The sequence below is a fragment of the Geopseudomonas aromaticivorans genome, assembly GCF_019097855.1.
Lineage (GTDB): Bacteria > Pseudomonadota > Gammaproteobacteria > Pseudomonadales > Pseudomonadaceae > Geopseudomonas > Geopseudomonas aromaticivorans.
In genome coordinates this window covers 81424-102981 of record NZ_JAHRGL010000002.1, presented here as the reverse complement: position 1 = coordinate 102981, position 21558 = coordinate 81424, and the positions used below count along the sequence as shown (strand labels likewise).

Genomic DNA, 21558 nt, shown 5'->3' with positions numbered 1-21558 from the left:
CAGACCGCCAAGGGGCGATTGCTGCCTGTCGCGACCGGCAGCTATGGGTCGTATTCATCCAGAAGAGGCCATGGTATTCGACCAACCGGAAGCTGACCGGTCCAGTGACCAGGCCGCTGCCCCCCGCAACAGGCCCCCTCCCGCAATGTCCCGGCTCACAACGGCAACCCCAGCAACTGCGAGATCCCCTCGGCCCCGTCGCGGTGCAGACCCGGCTGGGTGGCGACGTAGGGACAGGCGCCCGACGCTGAAGAATCCGACACACAGCCTTGGCAATGCTGGATGCTTGTACATAACATCCCGCCATGCCTACGTCCCTGCCCCCCGAACTCTATTACCTCAGCAACTTTCGCACCGCGCTCGCCTGGATCAGCGAGCGCTCTGCCGACCTGCTGAGCGACGAAGAACGCGCCTTCATCGCCCAGTTCGCCGCGCTTGCCTGGCCTGCGCAGGCGCTGCTGGTGCGCATGGTCATGCGCCAGGGCAGCCACTTCCGCGCCAGCAAGCTGCAGTACGCCGAGATCAGCGATATCCACGCGGCCGCCCGGGCGCTAATCCAGTGCGGATGGCTCAGCGACCAGGCTCTGCTGGAGCCTTCAGAGATCGCTGCCCTGCTGCGCAAGGACGAGCTGCTGGCGCAGCTGCCCCTGGCTGACCGGCGCGCCGCGCAGAAGAAAACCGCGTTGCTGGAGCAGCTCCTGGCGCTGGCGCTGCCGGCGCAACCCTTCGCCGCCTGGTGCCCGACGCTCGACGACCGCCTGTACAGCCTGCAGGTCGGCGAGCTGTGCGATCGCCTGCGCCTGCTGTTCTTCGGCAACCTGAGCCAGGACTGGTCGGAGTTCGTCCTCGCCGACCTCGGCATCTATCGCTACGAGCCGGTGGCGATCAGCCCCGAATCCCGCGGCTTCCGCTGCCGCGAAGACGTCGAACAGTACCTGTACCTGCGCGAGCAGCGCCTGCGCTTCGAGGCCGGCGAGCCCATCGAGGAGCTGCTCGGTTCGCTGCTCGGCTTTGCCTCGGACAACCCCTACCTGCAGTCCCGCCACGCCAGGCTGCTGTTCCGCATCGCCCAGCAGCTGGAGAAGCAGGACGAAACGCAGCGCGCCCTCGCGGTCTACCAGCGCTGCGCCCATGGCGAGGCGCGCTGGCGGCAGATCCGCGTGCTGGAAAAGCTCGGGCGGCACTCCGAGGCCCATGCGCTGGCGCAAGCCCTCAGCGCCGCCCCGCACAACGACGAGGAGACGCAGCGCCTGGAGCGGGCGCTGACCCGCCTGCAGCGCAAGCTCGGCCTGCCCGTCGGCAAACGCCAGCCAGCCCATGGCGAATGCCGGATGGAACTGGTCCTGGAGCGCCCGCAGCACGGCAGCGTCGAGTTCGCCGTGCGCGACTATCTGCACAGCGAGCTGGCGCCCGCGCACTACGTGGAAAACACCCTGCTGTGCAGCCTGTTCGGCCTGCTCTGCTGGGAGGCCATCTTCGCCCCGCTGCCGGGCGCCTTCTTCCATCCCTTCCACACCGGGCCGGTGGATCTGTACAGCGCCGAGTTCTACCCGCGGCGTCAGGCGCTGTTCGACGCCTGCCTGGGCCGCCTGGACAGCCCGGACTGGCAGACACAGATCCGCCAGCGCTATCGCGACAAGTACGCCACCCAATCGCCCTTCGTGTTCTGGAATCTGCTCAGCGAGGAACTGCTGGAGCAGGCCCTGGCGTGCATCCCCGCCGCACACCTGCGCGCCTGTTTCGAGCGGCTGCTGCGCGACCTCAGGGCCAACCGCGCCGGCATGCCCGACCTGATCCAGTTCTATCCCGCCGAGCGCCGCTACCGGCTGATCGAGGTAAAGGGTCCCGGCGACCGCCTGCAGGACAACCAGAAGCGCTGGCTGGCCTTCGCGGCCGAGCACGGCATCCCAGTGGAAGTCTGCTACGTGAGCTGGGCCGAGGCATGACCTATGCCGTAGCCGTGCGCGCCCTGTGCGAGTTCACCGCCAAGGAGGGCGATCTCGACCTGCGCTTCACCCCCTCGCCGACCGCGCAGGAAGGCATCGCCGGGCACCAGACGGTGGTGGCGCGCCGCGGCGCGGACTACCAGTCGGAGTTGCCCCTGGTCGGAACCTGGCCGGGCCTGGTGGTCAGCGGCCGCGCCGATGGCTATGACCCGGGGCAAAACCTCCTGGAGGAGATCAAGACCCACCGTGGCGACGTCGCCCGCATCCCGGAAAACCACCGCCTGCTGCACTGGGCGCAGGTGAAGGTGTATGGCTGGCTGCTCTGCCAGAGCGAGGGGCTGGACGAAATCGAGCTGGCGGTGGTCTATTTCAACGTGCTGACGCAGAAGGAAACCGTGTTTCGCGAAGGCTTCACGGCGGCGCAGCTGCAGGCCTTTTTCGCCTTGCACTGCGGGCGCTTCATCGCCTGGGCGCAGCAGGAGGAGGCGCATCGCGAGGCGCGCGATGCCAGTCTGGAGAGACTGACCTTCCCGTATCCGCAGTTTCGCCGCGGCCAGCGCCAGTTGGCCGAAGCGGTCTACCGCGCCGCCCGCGATGGCCATACCCTGATGGCGCAGGCCACCACTGGGATCGGCAAGACCCTCGCCACGCTGTTCCCCCAGCTCAAGGCCTTCCCCGCGCAGCAGCTCGACCGCCTGTTCTTCCTCACCGCCAAGACGCCCGGCCGGCGCCTGGCCCTGGACGCCCTGGACAGCCTGCTCCGCCAGGAAACGGACATGCCGCTGCGCGTGCTCGAACATGTGGCCCGCGACAAGGCCTGCGAGCATCCGGACAAGAGTTGCCATGGCGAATCCTGCCCGCTGGCCCAAGGCTTCTACGACCGCCTGCCCGCCGCCCGCCTGGCCGCCCTGCAGCAGCGCTGGCTGACCCAGGAACAGGTGCGCGAGATCGCCCTCGCCCACCAGGTCTGCCCCTACTACCTGAGCCAGGAGCTGTGCCGCTGGGTTGATGTGGTGGTCGGCGACTACAACTACTACTTCGACCTGAGCGCCCTGCTCTACGGCCTGAAGCTGCTCAACGAGTGGCGGGTGGCGGTGCTGGTCGACGAGGCGCACAACCTGGTCGAACGCGCGCGCAGCATGTACACGGCGGAGCTGGACCAGGACGTTTTCCTCGAGATGCGCCGCGTCGCCCCGGCGGCCCTGAAAGGCTCACTGGAACGGGTAAACCGCCACTGGAACCAGCTCAACCGGGACCAGGAGGTCACCTACCAGATCTACCCGACGCTGCCGGACCTGTTCGTCATGGCCCTGCAGAAAGCCGTCAGCGCCATTACCGATCACCTGACCGACCAGCCCAACGGCAACGACCGCGCCCTGCTGCAGTTCTACCTGGACGCCATGCTGTTCTGCCGCCTCGCCGAGGCCTACGGCGCGCACTCGCTGTTCGACATCAGCCGGCATGAAAGCTCGATGGTGCGCAGCCGCTCGACCCTCTGCCTGCGCAACGTGGTGCCGGCGCCCTTCCTGGCCGGTCGCTTCGCCGACGCCCACACCACGACCCTGTTCTCCGCCACCCTGCGCCCGGCGAACTACTACCGCGACCTGCTCGGCCTGCCCGAGGAAACCCGCTGGCTCGAGGTGGAATCGCCGTTCTCGGCCGAACAGCTGGAGGTGCGGATTGTGCGCAACCTGTCGACCCGTTTCCAGCATCGTGACGCCAGCCTCGCGCCGATCTGCCGGATCATGGCCGCGCAGTACCAGGCCCGGCCCGGCAACTACCTGGCCTTCTTCAGCAGCTACGCCTATCTGCAACAGGTGCGGGAACTGTTCATGACCCTGCATCCGGAGATTCCGAGCAGCGTACAGACCCGCAGCATGAACGAGAGCGAGCGCCAGGCCTTCCTGGATGGCTTCACCGACAGCTCGCAGGGCATCGGTTTTGCCGTGCTGGGCGGTGCCTTCGGCGAGGGCATCGACCTGCCCGGCAACCGCCTGATCGGCGCCTTCATCGCCACCCTTGGCCTGCCGCAGGTCAACGAGATCAACGAGGAGATCAAGGCGCGCATGCAGCAGATGTTCGGCCAGGGCAGCGGCTACGACTACGCCTATCTGTACCCGGGCCTGCAGAAGGTCGTCCAGGCCGCCGGGCGGGTGATTCGCACCACCTCCGACCAGGGCGTGGTGTACCTGCTCGACGATCGCTTCGGGCAGGCCAGGGTCAGGGAGTTGCTGCCGGGCTGGTGGGAAGTGGCGTCGATCAGATACTGACTGGCCGGCCGCATCCCGAATCGTCACGGGCGCGGCGGACCGGCCGGCACAGGTAAGTCCGCGCTGGCAGGCAGGACCGATGGCCGTGTGCACCGGTGATTGGAGTGCGGCCGGCATTGCATTTATCATCCGCGGCACTGCCAGTGAGATTGCCGGATGGCATGACCGAATTGGCAATGGATAACTACCTGAAAGGAGGCACTCCGGTTTCCTGTGGCCTTATACGGCGCCCAATGCCTTGAGGTTAAAGGGGCTGGGCGATTCGGGCCTGCGCGATGCCGGATCACGTTCCTTCAGGTACTTAAATACGTGGCAAGGGATATAGCCCCAGGGAGAAGTGCCAATGTCGGAAGCAGTGTATGCGGTAGTGTTCAGGGGCGAAGTCCTCGACGGTTTCAGCAAGGAGCAGGTGCAGGCAGCATTCGGGCGCCTGTTCAAGTTGAGCGCCGAGCGGCTCGATCAGCTGTTTTCCCATCCTCGCGTGGTACTCAAGAACGGGCTGACCAACGATGAGGCCGCGCGCTATCGCGATGCGCTGCGGCGCATCGGCGCTGTGGTCATGGTCGAGGCTCCCCCTCTCGCCCGGCCTGCTCCGCCCGCGGCGTCGATGCCGGGCGTGGTCAAGAGCAAGGGCGCCGTTGCCGCTCCGGCTGTGCCACTCGCCATCCAGACCGATGCTGCACCCGCTGTCGGGCAGCCCGTGGCGATCTCGCCTCCGCAGCGCGAACACCACGAGGCGGCAGCCGGTGCCGCGCGCATCCAGGGAGATGGCGCACCGCCCGCGGCGGTGACCGCGCGTGGCAAAGACGCCGCCAGTGCGGCGCCACGGGAACTGGCCTTCGAGTTTCGCGGTGAAGGCTTTGAGTTCTTCCGCATCTGGATCGTCAACATCCTGCTTTCCATCGTCACCCTCGGCATCTACTCGGCCTGGGCCAAGGTGAGGACGCAGCGCTACTTCTACGCCAACACCCAGCTCGACGGCAGCAGCTTCGATTACCTGGCCGATCCGCTGAAGATCCTCAAGGGGCGCCTGATCGCCTTCGCCTGCCTGGTGATCTATTCCGTGGCCGGCGAGCTGTCGGTGGTGCTCGGCGCGGTGATGGGCCTGCTGCTGCTCGTCGCGCTGCCGTGGATCATCGTGCGCGGGCTGAGCTTCCGCAACAGCAACAGCGCCTGGCGCGGCGTGCGCTTCGGCTTCGATGGCAGCTATGGCGACGCGGCGATGGCCTTCCTGGTTTGGCCGCTGCTGGGCGCGCTGACGCTGGGTATCCTGATGCCGCTGGCGATGCACAAGCAGCAGCGCTTCATTGCCGGCAACAGCCGCTACGGCACCTCATGCTTCCAGCTCGACGTCGGCGCCCGCCCGTTCTACATGATCTTCCTGGCGATGCTGGGCATCGGCGTCGCCGCCGGCGTGCTGATCTCCGTACTGAGCGGCCTGAGTCCGGTCCTGGCGTCGGCGGTCGGCGCCGTGACCTATCTGCTGTTGTTCGCCTTCTTCAACGTCAGGTTCACCAACCTGGTCTATGGCAACCTGGCGCTGGGCGACAACCACCTGGTTTCGCAGTACGAGCTGGGCAGCTACAGCATGCTGATGCTGGTGAACATGCTCGGCATGTTGCTGACCCTGGGCCTGTTCTATCCGTGGGCGAAGGTGCGCAACGCGCGCTATGCCGCCGAGCACATGGCGCTGGTGGCCTGCGACGATCTCGACGGCTTCATCGCCGCCCGGCGCAAGGAAGTCTCCTCCCTCGGCGGCGAATTCGCCGACATGTTCGACGTGGGTCTGGCTCTGTGAGTACAGCGGCTGTGTACGAGCTTGCCGGCACCTGGTTCGGTGGCGAGTCGTCACGGCCGGTCGCGGCCACGCTGGTCGTGGCCGACGGTTGCCTGCGCGTGATCGCCGGCGATGCGCTGCTCGCCGGGCCGCTGCCCCTCGCCGAGGTCGTCGTCAGTTCGCGCCTCGGCAACACGCCACGCATGCTGCGCTTTGTCGACGGCGGCAGTTTCGAGACCGCCGACAATGATGCGGTCGACCGGCTACTCGCCGGCAGCGATAGGCGGAACGGCCTTATCCATCGGCTGGAGTCCAGCCTGCGTTATGTGCTGCTCGGCCTGGTGGTCACGATTGCCTTCGTCTGGGGCGACATGCGGTACGGCATTCCAGCGCTGGCCGAAGCTACCGCCTTCGCCCTGCCGGAAGCAGTCAACAGGCAGATCGGCGAGGGCACGCTCGAGCTGCTTGAGGACGAGCTGCTGTTTCCCTCCGAGTTGCCGCTCGAGGAGCAGGCGCGGCTGCGCAAGCGGTTCGCGCCGATGATGCAAGCCAGCGGCCTGCCGGTTCAGGTCGAGTTCCGCAAGGCGGCTCGCCCAATCGGGGCCAACGCGTTTGCGCTGCCTTCGGGCACGGTGATCTTCACCGACCAATTGGTGAAGCTCGCCGAGCACGACGAGGAGTTGCTGGCGGTGCTGGCGCATGAGATCGGCCACGTCGATCGCCGCCACGGCCTGCGTCAGGTGCTGCAGGGGTCTGCACTCGGTCTGGTGGTGATGACGGTGACCGGCGACGTTTCTTCCGTATCGTCCCTGGTCGCGGCCATTCCGCTGATTCTCACCGAACTTGGCTACTCACGCGACTTCGAATACGAGGCCGACCGCTTCGCCGCCGGCATGCTGGCGAGCCACGGCATCGACGCCGTTCAGTTGGGACAGATGCTGGCACGGCTGGAGAGCGCTGCGCACAAATGCACCGAGGGTGAGCGTTGCGAGGATGAGGAGAACGGCTGGACCGCCTATCTCTCCACTCACCCGCCAACGGCCGAGCGGATGCGGCAGCTCAACGGACGCTGACGCCGCCCTCTGCGGGATGGCGGGCAACCTGAACGAGAGCGAGCGCCAGGCCAAGGTGCGCGAGCTGCTGCCCAGGTGGAGGGCCCTGCAGATGATGAGCTGCTGAGGGCCAGCGCTGCGACGATGATCGATGCAATGTCTGCTAGCGAACAGACACCCCTGGCACCCCGTTTCAGTCTGAATACGGGTCGACGCAAAAGGGCGCGAAGAGTCTTCGCCAGCACGATACGGTAGGACGATGCCCGTCGCGTTCATCTTCAACCAACAGGGGGGGATGGCTGGCATCAGCATTGAAGGGGCCAGGAATGTCCTGATCAAGCGCTGAGCAGACGCAGTAGCCATGCCCGCTGGCAAGCAAGGAGTATTCATCATGAAGCTCTTCCACTCGCAAAGGCCGGCCAGCCTTGTTCTGGCCGTGTTACTGGCTGCGTTTCCCGCGCTGTTGCCGGCAGCCGATGCACCGTCGAGCGCCAGTTCGGCCGTACAACTGCAGCCACAGGAGCAAAACGGCATCACCTACCTGTCGGGCGGCATTGGCTTGGACGAATCGGAGGCCTTCAAGCAGATCGAGGGTTACAACCTGCACATGACCTTTTCTACAGGGACGCTCAACGAATATCTCAGCAACGTCGACGTGGTCATCCAGGCCGCAGATGGGCGCGCCCTGCTATCGTTGAACCAGGTGGGCCCGATTGTTTACGTCAAGTTGCCGGCCGGTAAGTATTCGATCATTGCCAGCCAGAAGGGTCAGGAAAAACGGGGCACGGTCGATCTGACAGGAACATCGGTGGGAACGGTGAATCTCCACTGGAGCGATGCGCCCTGAATCGCAGCAGACTTGGCAGGCATAGTGGCATGACCGCCTCCGGCCGATGCCGATGAAAACGCAGTGCCCTCTCATGCCGCCGGCAGATACACTCTGTCGTCGCGCATGGCGGGCACCCAAGCACTTGAGCTTTTAGAACGACCGCAAGCATAGGCAGCGGCGTCTGTATCCGCCTGCACATCGCCCCCGGCTTCCACGAAGAGCGATCACCGCGCGATGCCCAGCACCGATACTCGACCCGCCGCCGCCGCACCCTGGCTGCCAGACCTGCTGGCGGGGCTGGCCGTGGCGGGGTTGCTGGTGCCCGAGGCGGTCGCCTATTCGAGCATCGCGGGTCTGCCGCCGCAGTACGGGGTGATCGCCCTGCTGGCGGGGCTGATCTGCTACGGACTGGTGGGCCGCAGCCGCTTCGCCATCGTCTCGGCCACCTCCTCCTCGGCGGCGGTGCTGGCCGCCGCCACCGTCTCGCTGGCGCCCGGGGATGCCAGCCTCAAACTGGCCCTGGCCACCGGCCTGGTGCTGCTCACCGGAGGCTTCTTCCTGCTGGCGGGGTTTGCCCGCCTGGGGAGCATCTCCGCGTTCATTGCCAAGCCGGTGCTGCGCGGCTTCACCTTCGGCCTGACCCTGATCATCATCGCCAGGCAGCTGCCGCATATTCTGGGGGTGCAACCGCCCCACAATGACATCCTGCGCAGCAGCTTCGATCTCCTCGCCCAATTCGGCGGCTGGAACCCGCTGTGCGTCGGCCTGGGCCTGGGCGCCCTGGCGTTGCTGTTCGCACTCAAGCCCTACCGGCGCATCCCCGCCCCCCTGCTGGTCATCGTCCTGGGCATCGGCACACAGGTAGTCTGGGGGCTGGATCCGCATGGGGTGGCCCTGGTTGGCAACATCGATCTGCAGTTCAGGGCGCCGAGCCTGCCCGAACTCACCCGCAGCGAATGGCTGCACCTGGCCGAGCTGGCCTTCGCCCTGCTGTTGGTGCTGTATGCGGAGTCCTATGCCAGCATGCGCAGCTTCGCCTTCAAATATGGCGAACCCTTTTCGGCCAACCGCGAGCTGATCGCCCTGGGGCTGGCCAATGTGGCCTCCGGCCTGTTCGCCGGGCTGCCGGTCGGCGCCGGCTATTCCGCCACTGCCGCCAACGAGGCCGCCGGTGCCCGCTCCCGGCTGGCGGCCTGGGCCGCGGCGCTGACGGTGCTGCTGGCCGTGCTGACCCTGCTGCCCTGGATGGCGCTCACCCCGATGCCGGTACTGGCCGCCATCGTCATCTACGCCGTCAGCCATACCCTGAGCCCCGCCGCGCTGCGGGTGTATTTCCACTGGCGCCGCGACCGCCTGGTCGTTCTGTGTGCGATCTGCGCCGTGCTGCTCCTCGGCATTCTGCCCGGCCTGCTGGTGGCGGTGGGCGCCAGCGTGCTGATGGCCCTGCGCGGCTTTTCCCAGCACAAGGTGTCGGTGCTCGGCCGGCTAGGCCAGGGGCACGACTTCGTGGACATCCGGGCGCACCCCGAGGCGCAGCCGATTCCCGGCGTGCTGATCATGCGCCCGGAAACCCCGCTGTTCTTCGCCAATGCCGAGCAGATACTGGCCACCGTCCAGCAGCGGCTCGATACCCTGGCCGGCAAGGCGGCGCCCCCCACGCAAGTGCTGATCCTCAGCCTGGAGGATTCCCCCGATCTCGACGGCAGCAGCATCGAATCCCTCATGGAGCTGGCCAGCTTCACCCGTGAGCGCGGCATCGAACTGTTGCTTGCCCGCCTGCATGAGCCGGCCATGGCTGTGCTCGCCCGCGCCGGCAATCACTGCCTGCCAGCCGCGGCCCTGACCAACTGGAGCGTCGATGATGCCGTGTCCAGAGCCCTGGCCACGCTCACCCCGCCGCAGGTGGGCTCCCCCGACTGAGCCCCTGCTCAGAGCTGGAAGCCCAGCAACTGCAGCATGCCCTCGGCTGCGTCGCGAAACAGGCCCGGCGGCGTGGCGACGTAGGGGCTGGCGGTGATCCTTTCCCGGTCGAACCAGACGGCGAAGCGGCGCACATCCTCGCTGTGGTGAAACGCGACCATCAGTTCGTAGTTGAGGAACAGGCTGCGGCTGTCGAGGTTGGCGGAGCCGCTCAGCGCCAGCGCATCGTCGATCACCGCCAGCTTGGCGTGCATCATCCCCGGTGCCAGCCAGATGCGCCCGCCGGCCGCGGCCAGCGCGCGCAGCGGCCGGCCACGGGCCAGGTCGGACAGCGGGTGATTGGAGTGCGCGGGCAGCAGCAGGTCGACCGTGACCCCGCGCCGCGCCGCCAGGCACAGCGCCATCAGCAGCGCCGACTCCGGAACGAAGTACGGAGTGGCCAGGACGATGCGCTGGCGGGCCCGGTAAGCGGCGGTGACCAGCAGCGCGTAGAGCGTATCGTCGGCCTGGTCAGGGCCGGAGGCGATCAGTTGCGCGCCGTCGGGCGGAAACGCCGCTGGGGGCAGTTCGGGTAAGTCCAGGGTGACGGGCGGCAGCCCCTTGGCGAAGCGCCAGTCGCGCTCGAACAGGGCGCTGGCCTGGCCAAGCAATGGCCCGCGCAGGTCGAAGCTCAGGTCGCGCCACGGCGCCTTGCCGGGCGCACCGCCGAAATATTCCGATGACAGATTGCGCCCGCCGCACCACAGGCGACCCGAGGGCAGGTCCGCATCGGCGATCAGCAGCTTGCGATGGTTACGCAGATTGGTCCGTCCCTTCAGCGGAGAGTGCAGCGGCGGCACGAACAGCGCCAGCTCCCCACCCGCATCGACCAGGCAGCGCAGGTTCGGCCGGCCACCGAGCAGGCAGCCCACGCCGTCCAGCAGCAGTCTGACGCGCACTCCCGCCTGGGCTTTCTTGCACAATCGGTCGACCACGGCCTCGCCGAGGCCATCGCGGCCGAGGATGTAGGTGCTCAGATCGATCGAGACCTGCGCCGCATCAATGGTGGCCAGCAAGGCGTCGCCGGCATGGCGGCCATCTGCATGCACGCTCAGGTCGCCGTAGCACGCCGGCGCGGGCTGGCCGAGCGCCACTATGGTTTCGATAGCCCAGGCGTCGGCGCTGCATAGCCCGGGCAGCGTCGGCAAAGCGGCCGAAGGTGGACGCGAGCGCTTGCGGGTGCCAAACAGCAGGAATGCCGGCAGGGCCAGATAGGGCAGCAGCAGGATGAACAGCATCCAGGCGACCGCCGCCGTCGGATGCCGGCGCTGGCGCATGACATGCGAGTTGATCACGTAGACCAGCACGGTCACCACGGTGATCAGTCCATCCAGGGTCAGCCAGTGGATGAGGGGCAAGTCAGGGAGCATGGCGGACACCTCAACCGGTGGGCGCGCGTCGGTTCGTACGCCGAACGATACGCTACTCGCCCTGCCCCCGTGCGTCGCCGCACATGCGTGGGCGCGACACCGGGCTCACAGGCGCTCCCTGCAGTGTCGCCGGTCGTGGCAGAACTGCGAGCGCAAAACCGATTTCGGCTCGCCGTTCATCCACGGTCATGAACAGGCTCTTACCAGTGCTTGACCAGCAGCTGGATTCCCGCCACCAGCATGCCGACGCGCGCGATGCGGTAGAACCACTGGTGGTTGACCTTGTCCTGCAGCCACAGGCCACCCCACACGCCGAGCGGCACCAACGGCGCCAGCGCCAGGCTGGCCAGCAGGTTCTCCTCGGTGAACTGGCCGAGCATGGTGTAGGGCACCAGCTTCACCGCGTTGGTCAGCAGGAAGAACACGTTGATGGTGGCCACGTAGCGCACCTTGTCCAGCTGCTGCGGCAGCAGGTGCATCATGATCGGCGGGCCGCCGGCGTGGGCGACGAAGCTGGTGAAGCCGGCCAGGGTGGAGAACAGCGTGCCCGTGCCCTTGGCCGGCGGCATGCCCGGGTTCGGCCTGGGTGGGCGGATCAGGTTGGCCAGCACGAAGGCCACGGCGATGCCGCCGATCATCAGGCCGATGACCCGCTCGTTCAGCATGCCGAAGGTCAGCGAACCGATCAGCACGCCGATCAGCGCACCGGGCAGCATGATCTTCAGGTTGGCCACGTCCCACTTGCCGTAGTAGGCGCGCAGGCCGACCAGGTCGGCCGTGCAGAGGATCGGCAGCATGATCGCCGCCGCCTGGGTCGGCGCCACGCCCAGCGCCAGCAGCGGCACGGCGATGCCACCGAGGGCGCCGCCGAAGCCACCCTTGGACAGGCCGGTGAGCAGCACCGCGGGCACGGAGAACAGGAAGAATTCGAGAGAAAGCATCGGTACGGTTTCCGGGATCGGGCCTGGTTGCAGAAGAAGCGCGATTGGAGCAGAAGCACGGCGCAGAGTCGGCCCGATCAGCCGACTACCGAACGGATTCGCGCAGGGCCGGCGATTTCACCGTAAAACGCCTGTTCAATCCAGCACCGGCTTGAGCAGCGCCTGCGCCTCGTAGAGCGGCAGCAGGTAGCGCAGGCGCATCTCCTCGACGCTGAGGCGCGAGGCGTGGGTGGTGATCGACAGGGTCGCCTGCAACCGCCCGCTGCGTCCGTACAGCGGCACCGTCAGCACGCGCATGCCCACCTCGAATTCCTGATCTACGATGGCGAAGCCCTGCGCGGCGATCTGCTGCAGTTCGGCGCGGATCGCCGCCTCGTCGGTGCGGGTGTAGGGCGTCAGCTGGCGCAGCGAAGTCCGCGCGAAATAGGCGGCCAGCTCCTCCTCGGGCAGGTGCGCCAGCCAAGTCCGCCCGCTGGCGGTGCAGTACATCGGCACCCGCGAGCCGGGGCGGATCGACAGCGAGGCGATGTGGCTGTAGCGGCTGCGCACCACATGGACGATGTCGTCGCCGTCGCGCAGCCCCACCGCGACGTGCTCCTGGGTGGTGCGCGCCACCTGCTCGACCACCGGGCGCAGCATGCGCGGCATCTGCGCCGAATCGACGTAGGCCTGGCCGATGCGCAGCGCCTTGGCGGTCAGCCAGTACTGGCGGCCGTCGCTCTCGGCGAAGCCCTCGTGCACCAGGGTCAGCAGGAAGCGCCGCGCCGCGCTGGGGGTCAGCCCCGAAAGCCGGGCCGCCTGCGGCACGCTCAGGCGCGGCTGCTCCTCGCTGAACAGCTGCATCAGCGCCAGGCCCTTCTGCAGCCCGGCGATCAGGTCGCGCGGGTGAATCACCGGTTGGCTCATGGACGCTCCTCGGGAAAATTCGCCAGATAGTGCGATTATCGCAGCGTTGATGCGATTAACAAGCCAAACGACCGCCAGGTGCGTTGTTGGCCCGGCGAACCCCTCGCAATACTCGCCGCACAACAAGCACAACAGCTGGAGGTCAGCATGATCCGCGGTTCGACCGAACTGGTAGCCATCGTCGGCTCCCCCATCGCCCAGGTGAAATCCCCGGAGAACTTCAACACCTGGTTCGCCCAGCACGACAAGGACCTGGCGATGATCGCCATCGACCTGGCCGACACGGCGCTGGACGACTTCCTCGCCACCCTGCGCGGCTGGCGCAACCTGCGCGGATGCGTGGTCACCGTGCCCTACAAGCAGGTGCTGGCCCCGCTGCTGGACGGCGTCAGCGCCCGCGCCGCGGCGCTGCGCTCGGTCAACGTGATCCGCCGCGAGGCCGACGGTCGCCTGCTCGGCGATAACGTCGACGGCGACGGCTTCCTCAACGCCGCCCGTCTGCACGGCTTCATCGGCCATGGCCAGCGCGCCCTGGTGGTCGGCTCCGGCGGCGTCGGCAGCGCCATTGCCTACGCCCTGGGCGAAGCCGGCGTGAGCGAGCTGACCATCGCCGACGTCAGCAGCGAGCGCGCCGAGGCGCTGGCGGCGATCCTGCGCGACGCCTTCCCGCGCCTCGCGGTGCACACCGACTACCCGTCGCTGGCCGGCTTCGACCTGGTGGTCAACGCCTCGCCGGTGGGCATGGGCGGCAGCGGCGAACTGCCCCTGCCGGTCGCCCAGCTGGAAACCCTCAGGGCCGGCACCCTGGTGGCGGACGTGGTGACCTCGCCGGAGATCACCCCGCTGCTCGACTTCGCCCAGTGCATGGGCTGCACGGTGCAGACCGGTGCGGAGATGGCCTTCGCCCAGCTCGGCAACCTCGGCGCCTTCATGGGCGTCACCCCGCAGCAGATCTGAGCCTCGCCAGGGAGATACCCGCCATGACCATCGCAATCCCCTCCTCCATCACCCCGGACACCGCCGTCGACGAATACGACCTGGTGGTGCTCGGCAGCGGCGCGGCCGGTTTCGCCGCCGCCACCACCGCCGCCTGCCGCGGCCTGCGCGTGCTGATCGTCGAGAAGGCCGCCACCTTCGGCGGCACCTCGGCGATTTCCGGCGGCGCCGTGTGGGTCTACGGCACCGACCAGGCCCGCGCCGCCGGCATCGAGGATTCGCCCGAGGCGGTGCGCACCTACCTGCGCAAGACCATCGGCGCGGGCTTCGATGCCGAACTGGTCGACACCTACATCGAGCGCGGCAGCGAGGCGCTGCGCTACCTCGAGCAGCACAGCGAACTGGCCTACGCCCTGCGCCCGCTCTCCCCGGACTACTACCCGGACGAGGACGGCGCCACCGAGCGCGGCCGCGCTCTGGAGATGGTCGAGTACGACGGCCGGCGCCTGGGCGAGCGCTTCAAGGACCTGCGCATGCCGCCGCAGGGCATGCTGCTGTTCGGCGGCATGATGGTGAACCGCGTCGACATCCAGCATTTCCTCAGTTTCCGCCGCTCGCCCAAATCGCTGTGGCACTGCCTCAAGCTGATGGCGCGCTACGGCCGTGACCGCCTCAGGCACCCGCGCGGCACCCGCCTGACCGTGGGCAACGCGCTGATCGCCCGCCTGGCGACCACCGCCTTCGCCAAGGGCGTCGAGCTGTGGCTGGACTGCCAGAGCGAGGCGCTGATCGTCGAGGACGGCGCGGTGCGCGGCGTGCAGCTGCGCCGCGGCGGGCGCAGCGTGCGTGTGCTGGCCCGCGGCGGGGTGGTCTGCGCCACCGGCGGCTTCGGCGCCGCCGCCCAGGCCAGCGGCGAACGGCCGAGCAGCGACGCGGCGCACTGGACCATGTCGCCGGAAACCAACACCGGCGACGCCCTGCGCCTGGCCGAGGCGGTCAGCGCCGCCAGCGGCCGGGACCTCGCCGCCAACTTCTTCTGGGCGCCGGTGTCCGTGCTGCGCCGCCCCGACGGCACGCTGGAGCGCTTCCCGCACCTGGTCACCGACCGCGCCAAACCGGGGATCATCGCCGTCGACAAGAGCGGCCGGCGCTTCGTCAACGAGTCCAACTCCTACCACTGCTTCGTCGAAGCGATGTTCCAGGGCCACGCGCCCTGCTGGCTGATCGCCGACGCAGAAGCCTTGGGCAAGTACGGCATGGGGCTGGCCCGGCCCAAGCCGGTCGACAACTCGGCGCTGATCGAAGCCGGCTACCTGCACCGCGCCGACACCCCGGAAGCGCTGGCCAAGGCCATCGGCGTCGATCCGCAAGGCCTACGCGCCACCTTGGAACTGCACAACAGCGATGCCCGCAGCGGGGTCGACCGCCAGTTCGGCAAGGGCGGCAACAGCTACAACCGTCACCTCGGCGACCCGCACCAGCAGCCGAACCCGTGCCTGGCGCCGCTGGAGAAGGCGCCGTTCTATGCCATCCGGCTCGACACCGGCGACCTCGGCTCGGCGCGCGGCCTGCGCACCGACCGCCACGCCAACGTGCTGGGCCTCGACGGCGCGCCCATCCCCGGGCTGTACGCCGCCGGCAACGACATGAACTCGATCATGGACGGCACCTACCCCGGCCCGGGCATCACCCTCGGCCCCGGCATCACCTTCGGCTACATCGCCGCCACCCATATCGCCGAGCGCCTGCTGCCGGCCAAAGCCTGACTTTTCGACGGAGAACCCACCATGTACTACGAACTGCGCACCTACACCATCAAGCCGACCCGCCTCGCCGACTGGCTGGCCCTGTACCAGAGCGACGCCCTGCCGGTGCAGAGCGAGCACCTCGGCCAGCTGGTCGGCTTCTTCACCACCGAGTTCGGCGAAGCCAACCAGGTGGTGCACATCTGGGCCTGGGAGAGCCTCGACGACCGCGCCGCCCGCCGCGCCAGCATGGCCGCCGACCCGCGCTGGGCGGCCTTCTCGCGCAAGAACAAGGAACTCGACGCGGTGGAGCGCCTGGAGTCGCGCCTGATGCGGCCGACCGGCTTCTCGCCGCTGCAGTAAGCCCCGGGGCAATCCCGTAGGAGCCAGCCTGCTGGCGATCCTTTGGCAGCTCCGGAGAATCGCCAGCAAGCTGGCTCCTACTGCGTTTGTGCGATTGCCCCGCCCACGACAACAACAAGAGGCAGAACATGCAAACGCCCGACAGAATCGAATGCGACGTGCTGGTGATCGGCTCCGGCGCCGCCGGCCTCGCCGCCGCGGTGACCGCCGCGCACCACGGCCTCAAGGTGGTGGTCGCCGAGAAGGAGGCGCAGCTCGGCGGCACCAGCGCCTGGTCCGGCGGCTGGCTGTGGATTCCGCGCAATCCGCTGGCCGTCGCCGAAGGCCAGAGCGAAGAGCCCGAAGCCCCCGAGCGCTACCTGCGCGAGCAGCTGCAGCGCGCCGAGCTGGACCCGCGCCAGCGCGCCTTTCTCGACCACGGCCCGGCGATGGTCGAATTCTTCCAGCGCCACACCGCCGTGCAGTTCTACTCCGGCAGCCGCATGCCCGACATGCACGACGGCCCCGGCGCGGCGCGCGGCGGCCGCTCGCTGTGCGCCCAGCCGTTCGACGGCCGCCAGCTCGGCGAGTGGATCGCCAAGCTGCGCCCGCCGCTGGACCTGATCAGCCTGGCCGGCATGGGCATCGCCGGCGGCGCGGATCTCGGCCACTTCCTCGACGCCACCCGCTCGCCGCGCTCGGCGCTGTATGCAGCTGGACGCCTGCTGCGCCATTTTCGCGACCTGCTGCGCCACGGACGCGGGATGCACCTGGTCAACGGCAATGCGCTGGTCGCCCGCCTGCTGCGCAGTGCCCTGGACCTCAAGGTCAGCCTGCTCACCGAGGCGCCGGTCCGCCGCTTGCTGGAGCGCGACGGCCGGGTGGTCGGCGCCGAAATCGACCACCTCGGCACCCCCACCGAGATTCGCGCCCGCCGCGGCGTGGTGCTGGCCTGCGGCGGCTTCCCTCACGACCGCCAGCGCATCGCGCAGCTCTTCCCCCACGCGCCGGACGGCCGCGGTCACCACTCCGCCGCGCCAACCTGCAACAGCGGCGACGGCCTGCGTCTGGGCGAGGCAGTCGGCGGACAGGTGGCCGACGATCTGGTCCACGCCGGCGCCTGGGCGCCGGTCTCGCTGGTGCCGCGCAGGGACGGCGGCGTCGGCGCCTTCCCGCACCTGATGGAGCGCGCCAAGCCCGGCTTCATCGCCGTGCGCCACGACGGCCGGCGCTTCGTCAACGAGGCCGATTCCTACCACGACTTCATGACCGCGCTGTTTGCCGCCACCCCGGCCGGCGAGGAGCCGGTGGCCTGGCTGATCGGCGACCAGCGCGCCCGACGGCGTTACGGCATCGGCGCGGTGCGGCCGTTCCCCTTCCCGGACGGAGCCTGGCGGCGCAACGGCTACCTCAAGCGGGCCGACAGCCTCGACGCACTGGCCCGCCAGTGCGGCATCGATCCGGAGCAGTTGGTGAGCAGCGTCGCGCGCTTCAACCGGTATGCCTCGCACGGCGAGGACCCCGACTTCCAGCGCGGCGCCTCGCCCTACAACCGCGCCCAGGGCGAAGCCCGCCACGCCCCCAATCCGTCGCTGGGCGCGCTGCAGCACGGGCCGTTCTACGCCATCAAACTGGTGCCCGGCAGTCTCGGCACCTTCGCCGGGCTGCGCACCGACGCCACGGCGCGGGTCATCGACAGCGACGGTCAGGCGATTGCCGGGCTGTTCGCAGTGGGCAACGACATGGCCAGCGTGATGGACGGCCACTACCCCAGCGGCGGCATCACCCTGGGGCCGGGGATGACCTTCGGCTATCTGGCCGGGCTGCGCCTCGCCGGGGTGCGCAGCGGTCCCGCGGATGCAAACAGTCCGATGGTTTTGGCGGTGCAAACGCTCTCGGGCACAATGTACTAACTGGTTAGGTTGTGTTCGATTATCGGCAGAATGGTCGTTTATCGAATTGACCTCGCCGGCCGAGAATTCCAACATCTAGGCCAGACCGGATGCCTGATCGACCCGCCACCGTCGATTCCCGGTCAAAACAGCCTCGGCTGTTCCATAACAATTTCAATAATCGGGTAAATGCTCATGTCCAACTCCACGGCTCGCCCAGTCGTATTGCCGCAGACGTTCGCCTCGGTGCACCCCCACGCCGGTATCGGCGAGAAAGTCCGTGCCGCCCTCGGCGTTGGCAAGACCCGCTGGGTCATGCTCGCCCTGGTGTTCTTCGCCACCACCCTGAACTACATCGACCGTGCCGCCCTGGGCGTGATGCAACCGATCCTGGCCAAGGAGATGAGCTGGTCCACCATGGACTACGCCAACATCAACTTCTGGTTCCAAGTCGGCTATGCGGTCGGCTTCCTCCTGCAGGGCCGTCTCATCGACAGGGTCGGCGTCAAACGCGCCTTCTTCTGCGCCGTGCTGCTGTGGAGCCTGGCCACCGGCGCCCATGGCCTGGCGACCTCGGCGGTCGGCTTCATGATCTGCCGCTTCATCCTCGGTCTGACCGAGGCGGCCAACTACCCGGCCTGCGTGAAGACCACCCGCCTGTGGTTCCCGGCCGGCGAACGCGCCCTGGCCACCGGCATCTTCAACGCCGGCACCAACGTCGGCGCCATGGTCACCCCGGCCCTGCTGCCGCTGATCCTGTCCGTCTGGGGCTGGCAGGCCGCCTTCATCGGCATGGGCCTGCTGGGCATCGTCTGGCTGGTGTTCTGGGGGCTGAAGTACTTCAACCCGGAAGAGCATCCGAGCGTCACCAAGGCCGAGCTGGAGTACATCCAGAAGGACGTCGAGCCGGAGCCGACCAAGGTGCCCTTCTCGCAGATCCTGCGTCGCCGCGGCACCTGGGCCTTCGCCGTGGCCTACATGATCACTGCGCCGGTGTTCTGGTTCTATCTGTACTGGCTGCCGCCGTTCCTCAACCAGCAGTACAGCCTGGGCATCAGCGTCACCCAGATGGGTATCCCGCTGATGCTGATCTGGCTGACCGCCGACTTCGGCAGCATCGGTGGCGGCATCCTGTCGTCCTTCCTGATCGGCCGCGGGGTCAACCCGATCCGTGCCCGCCTGGTGTCGATGCTGATCTTCGCCGCCTGCATCTGCACCGTGGTATTCGCTGCCAAGGCCAGCGGCCTGTGGGTCGCAGTGCTGGCCATCGCCCTCGCCGTCGGTGCCCACCAGGCCTGGACCGCCAACATCTGGAGCCTGGTGATGGACTACACCCCCAAGCACCTGATGAGCACCGTGTTCGGCTTCGGCGGCATGTGCGCAGCGATCGGCGGCATGTTCATGACCCAGATCGTCGGCTATGTGCTGACCGTCACCAACAACAACTACGCCGTGCTGTTCACCATCATCCCGGCCATGTACTTCCTCGCCCTGACCTGGCTGTACTTCATGGCGCCGCGCAAGCTCGAGAGCTGATCCGCTCCTGCGCCTCAGCCCACCACGACAATGCCGCGCACCAGCGCGGCATTGTCGTTTCTGCCTGGGGAGGAAAGCTGCGGCTACGGACGATCGGCTGGACTCGGACTCAAGCGTGCCGACGGCCTCCACTCCGCCAAGGTGGCGTCGTTACCCCCGTCAATCCGGCTTGATGTTCTGGTTCATCCGGAAGAAGTTTGTCGGGTCGTACTTCTTCTTGATCTCCACCAGTCGCTGGTAGACCGTGCCGTAGGCAAAGGCAATACGGTCACTCTCCTCCTGGGTAAGGAAGTTGATGTAGGCGCCGCCGCTGGCGAAGGGCTTGGATCGGGCGAAGAATTCACGCGCCCAGGCGATGCAGCGCTCGTCGTCGGCAGCTGCATCCCAGCGGCCATGCACGTTCATCACGTAGTTGGCGTCCCGGCTCGAGTAGGCCATCGCCTCTGGCGCCACGCGGGACGTCTGTCCGCCGAGGCTGCCGATGAAGATTTCACACTGCGGCGATGGGAGCTTGGCGGCGTATTCAACGATGACGTCTGTGGCTTCATCCCCGATGCGGGAAAAGTTGTGCGACTTCCAGTAGTTGCGCGCGCCTGGCGTCAGCAGCGGGTCGAAGGCCTGCTGCCAGGCGGTATAGGGCTGCACGCCTACATGCTCCCCGAGTACCTTGCCGAAGCCGCGCAGCGGCTGGATCAGCTTCTCGCCCTCGGCGGAGTTGCCCGCATAGCACAAGGCCAGCGCTACCATCTCTTTGCCGTGGGCCTCTTCCGGAAGGAAAGGCAGGGGCGGCGCCTTGCGGAGGACCATCCAGACATTGAGGTCGTCCGGCATCTGCTCGCTGAAGCGGGCGAAGGCGCTGATAACGGACTTGGCCTCAGCGAACGGGTAGACGATCAGGCCGCTCAGCACCTCGGGGCCGACGGGATGGAGCTGGAACTCGAAACGGGTGACGATCCCGAAGTTGCCACCGCCGCCGCGCAGCCCCCAGAACAGATCGGCGTTCTCGGTTTCGCTGGCGTGCAACTGCCGACCATCCGCCATCACCACATCGGCACCCAGCAGGTTGTCCACCGTCATGCCGTACTTGCGGCTCAACCAGCCAAAGCCGCCCCCCAGGGTCAGCCCGGCGACACCCGTGGTCGAATTGATGCCGAGCGGGGTGGCGAGGCCATGGGGTTGGACGGCCGCATCGAAATCGGCCAGGGTGCAGCCGGGCTCCACGCCTGCCCTGCGGCTTACGGTATCGACCTCAACCCCTTTCATGGTTGAGAGATCGATCATCAGCCCGTCGTCGCAGACGGCATTGCCGGCAATGTTGTGCCCACCGCCGCGGACGGATACGAGCAGGCCGTGCTGGCGGGCAAAATTGACGGCCTGCACGACAGACTCGGCGGAGGTGCAGCGGGCGATCAGGGCGGGGCGTCGGTCGATCATGGCGTTCCAGATCTGCCGCGCTTCGTCGTATCCCGCGTCTACGGGAAGGAGCACGCTCCCTCGGAACAGCGTTTTGAACTCGGCTATTGCCGCCTTCGGTAATTGCAACATGTTCGCCTCCACTTTCAGTACCGGCACCGGGCCGGGGGGCGACATGTAAGTTTAGCCCCCTGACGCTGGGAGCCGTTCGCCACTGACGTACGGACATACCGATCGAGGTGCGCGCTGACGGGCACAATCCCGGCAGCGCCTCCCGCCGGGCCTGTGGCAGAGCGAAGCGGCGACGGGCGTGAAGACCAGTGCATTGGCTGGCTTTGCCCGAATTGGGCTAGGCTAGCCGTCCCAGAACGCTTCCAGCCGGTCCCAGCCATGCAGCCCCTCCCCAACCACACCTGCCCACTTTGTGGTGGCGCCAACCAATGCGCTCCGGCCAGGGCCGGCACCCTCGATATCGAATGCTGGTGCAGCAAGGCCGCCATCAGCCCGGAAGCCCTCGCGCGGGTGCCCGTCGAGCTGGTCAACAAGGCCTGCCTATGTCCGCGCTGTGCGGCTGGGGTGGGCTCGGCGCAGGCCGACCAGTCCGCTGCCGAGGCCTGACCCGGACGGAGCCACGACTCGGCGCC

General features: G+C 67.7%; 15 protein-coding genes and 1 pseudogene. 12 read left to right on the top strand and 4 right to left on the bottom strand.

The window, feature by feature from the left end:
• Nucleotides 1-305: 305 nt before the first annotated feature.
• The 6 genes from KRX52_RS02515 (at nt 306) to KRX52_RS02490 (ending at nt 9794) form a co-directional block, all read left to right on the top strand.
• Complete coding sequence (locus KRX52_RS02515) at nt 306-1946, top strand: VRR-NUC domain-containing protein (protein WP_217679577.1); 1641 nt, start codon at nt 306-308, stop codon at nt 1944-1946.
• Complete coding sequence (locus KRX52_RS02510; protein ID WP_217679576.1) at nt 1943-4216, top strand: ATP-dependent DNA helicase; 2274 nt, start codon at nt 1943-1945, stop codon at nt 4214-4216. The genes KRX52_RS02515 and KRX52_RS02510 overlap by 4 nt, the downstream gene beginning before the upstream one ends.
• Before the next feature lie 343 nt (nt 4217-4559).
• The gene (locus tag KRX52_RS02505; protein ID WP_217679575.1) at nt 4560-6014 is read left to right on the top strand and encodes a YjgN family protein; all 1455 of its coding nucleotides are present in this window, start codon (nt 4560-4562) and stop codon (nt 6012-6014) included.
• Between the two features lie 11 nt (nt 6015-6025).
• Nucleotides 6026-7066: a M48 family metallopeptidase gene (locus KRX52_RS20600; RefSeq protein ID WP_217679574.1), complete on the top strand. Its 1041-nt coding sequence runs from the start codon at nt 6026-6028 to the stop codon at nt 7064-7066.
• 370 nt (nt 7067-7436) lie between these two features.
• Nucleotides 7437-7892: a carboxypeptidase regulatory-like domain-containing protein gene (locus tag KRX52_RS02495; RefSeq protein WP_217679573.1), complete on the top strand. Its 456-nt coding sequence runs from the start codon at nt 7437-7439 to the stop codon at nt 7890-7892.
• 216 nt (nt 7893-8108) lie between these two features.
• Nucleotides 8109-9794, top strand: coding sequence for a SulP family inorganic anion transporter (locus KRX52_RS02490; RefSeq protein ID WP_217679572.1), 1686 nt, complete (start codon nt 8109-8111; stop codon nt 9792-9794).
• Between the two features lie 8 nt (nt 9795-9802).
• Here the strand turns inward: KRX52_RS02490 and KRX52_RS02485 are convergent, their stop codons facing one another.
• From KRX52_RS02485 to KRX52_RS02475, 3 genes are all read right to left on the bottom strand, one after another.
• A complete protein-coding gene (locus KRX52_RS02485) occupies nt 9803-11203 on the bottom strand; it encodes a phospholipase D-like domain-containing protein (protein ID WP_217679571.1) in 1401 nt (466 codons plus the stop codon).
• A 200-nt stretch (nt 11204-11403) separates the two neighbouring features.
• Entirely contained in the window at nt 11404-12144 is a 741-nt protein-coding gene (locus KRX52_RS02480; protein ID WP_217679570.1) for a sulfite exporter TauE/SafE family protein, read from the bottom strand.
• A gap of 135 nt (nt 12145-12279) precedes the next feature.
• A complete protein-coding gene (locus KRX52_RS02475; RefSeq protein WP_217679569.1) occupies nt 12280-13050 on the bottom strand; it encodes an IclR family transcriptional regulator domain-containing protein in 771 nt (256 codons plus the stop codon).
• A 147-nt stretch (nt 13051-13197) separates the two neighbouring features.
• On the opposite strand from KRX52_RS02475, the gene KRX52_RS02470 reads away from it, so the two are divergent.
• The 5 genes and pseudogenes from KRX52_RS02470 to KRX52_RS02450 all read left to right on the top strand — a co-directional run bounded on the left by KRX52_RS02470 (nt 13198) and on the right by KRX52_RS02450 (nt 19501).
• Nucleotides 13198-14007, top strand: a complete 810-nt coding sequence (locus tag KRX52_RS02470; RefSeq protein WP_217679568.1) for a shikimate dehydrogenase family protein — start codon at nt 13198-13200, stop codon at nt 14005-14007.
• Nucleotides 14008-14030: 23 nt separating this feature from the next.
• Nucleotides 14031-15786, top strand: a pseudogene (locus KRX52_RS02465) (FAD-dependent oxidoreductase); the annotation flags it as partial.
• Nucleotides 15774-16094, top strand: a complete 321-nt coding sequence (locus tag KRX52_RS02460) for an NIPSNAP family protein (protein WP_217679566.1) — start codon at nt 15774-15776, stop codon at nt 16092-16094. The pseudogene KRX52_RS02465 and the gene KRX52_RS02460, both read left to right, overlap by 13 nt.
• Before the next feature lie 128 nt (nt 16095-16222).
• Nucleotides 16223-17986, top strand: a complete 1764-nt coding sequence (locus tag KRX52_RS02455; RefSeq protein ID WP_217679565.1) for an FAD-dependent oxidoreductase — start codon at nt 16223-16225, stop codon at nt 17984-17986.
• Between the two features lie 174 nt (nt 17987-18160).
• Complete coding sequence (locus KRX52_RS02450) at nt 18161-19501, top strand: MFS transporter (protein ID WP_437439682.1); 1341 nt, start codon at nt 18161-18163, stop codon at nt 19499-19501.
• 159 nt (nt 19502-19660) lie between these two features.
• Here the strand turns inward: KRX52_RS02450 and KRX52_RS02445 are convergent, their stop codons facing one another.
• Complete coding sequence (locus KRX52_RS02445) at nt 19661-21046, bottom strand: FAD-binding oxidoreductase (protein ID WP_217679563.1); 1386 nt, start codon at nt 21044-21046, stop codon at nt 19661-19663.
• 258 nt (nt 21047-21304) lie between these two features.
• On the opposite strand from KRX52_RS02445, the gene KRX52_RS02440 reads away from it, so the two are divergent.
• Complete coding sequence (locus tag KRX52_RS02440) at nt 21305-21532, top strand: cysteine-rich CWC family protein (RefSeq protein WP_217679562.1); 228 nt, start codon at nt 21305-21307, stop codon at nt 21530-21532.
• Nucleotides 21533-21558 lie beyond the last annotated feature (26 nt).

Coding starts and splice junctions, on each gene's coding strand:
- KRX52_RS02515 (WP_217679577.1), top strand. CDS start 306: ATGCCTACGTCCCTGCCCCCCGAACTCTATTACCTCAGCAACTTTCGC.
- KRX52_RS02510 (WP_217679576.1), top strand. CDS start 1,943: ATGACCTATGCCGTAGCCGTGCGCGCCCTGTGCGAGTTCACCGCCAAG.
- KRX52_RS02505 (WP_217679575.1), top strand. CDS start 4,560: ATGTCGGAAGCAGTGTATGCGGTAGTGTTCAGGGGCGAAGTCCTCGAC.
- KRX52_RS02495 (WP_217679573.1), top strand. CDS start 7,437: ATGAAGCTCTTCCACTCGCAAAGGCCGGCCAGCCTTGTTCTGGCCGTG.
- KRX52_RS02490 (WP_217679572.1), top strand. CDS start 8,109: ATGCCCAGCACCGATACTCGACCCGCCGCCGCCGCACCCTGGCTGCCA.
- KRX52_RS02485 (WP_217679571.1), bottom strand. CDS start 11,203: ATGCTCCCTGACTTGCCCCTCATCCACTGGCTGACCCTGGATGGACTG.
- KRX52_RS02480 (WP_217679570.1), bottom strand. CDS start 12,144: ATGCTTTCTCTCGAATTCTTCCTGTTCTCCGTGCCCGCGGTGCTGCTC.
- KRX52_RS02475 (WP_217679569.1), bottom strand. CDS start 13,050: ATGAGCCAACCGGTGATTCACCCGCGCGACCTGATCGCCGGGCTGCAG.
- KRX52_RS02470 (WP_217679568.1), top strand. CDS start 13,198: ATGATCCGCGGTTCGACCGAACTGGTAGCCATCGTCGGCTCCCCCATC.
- KRX52_RS02460 (WP_217679566.1), top strand. CDS start 15,774: ATGTACTACGAACTGCGCACCTACACCATCAAGCCGACCCGCCTCGCC.
- KRX52_RS02455 (WP_217679565.1), top strand. CDS start 16,223: ATGCAAACGCCCGACAGAATCGAATGCGACGTGCTGGTGATCGGCTCC.
- KRX52_RS02450 (WP_437439682.1), top strand. CDS start 18,161: ATGTCCAACTCCACGGCTCGCCCAGTCGTATTGCCGCAGACGTTCGCC.
- KRX52_RS02445 (WP_217679563.1), bottom strand. CDS start 21,046: ATGTTGCAATTACCGAAGGCGGCAATAGCCGAGTTCAAAACGCTGTTC.
- KRX52_RS02440 (WP_217679562.1), top strand. CDS start 21,305: ATGCAGCCCCTCCCCAACCACACCTGCCCACTTTGTGGTGGCGCCAAC.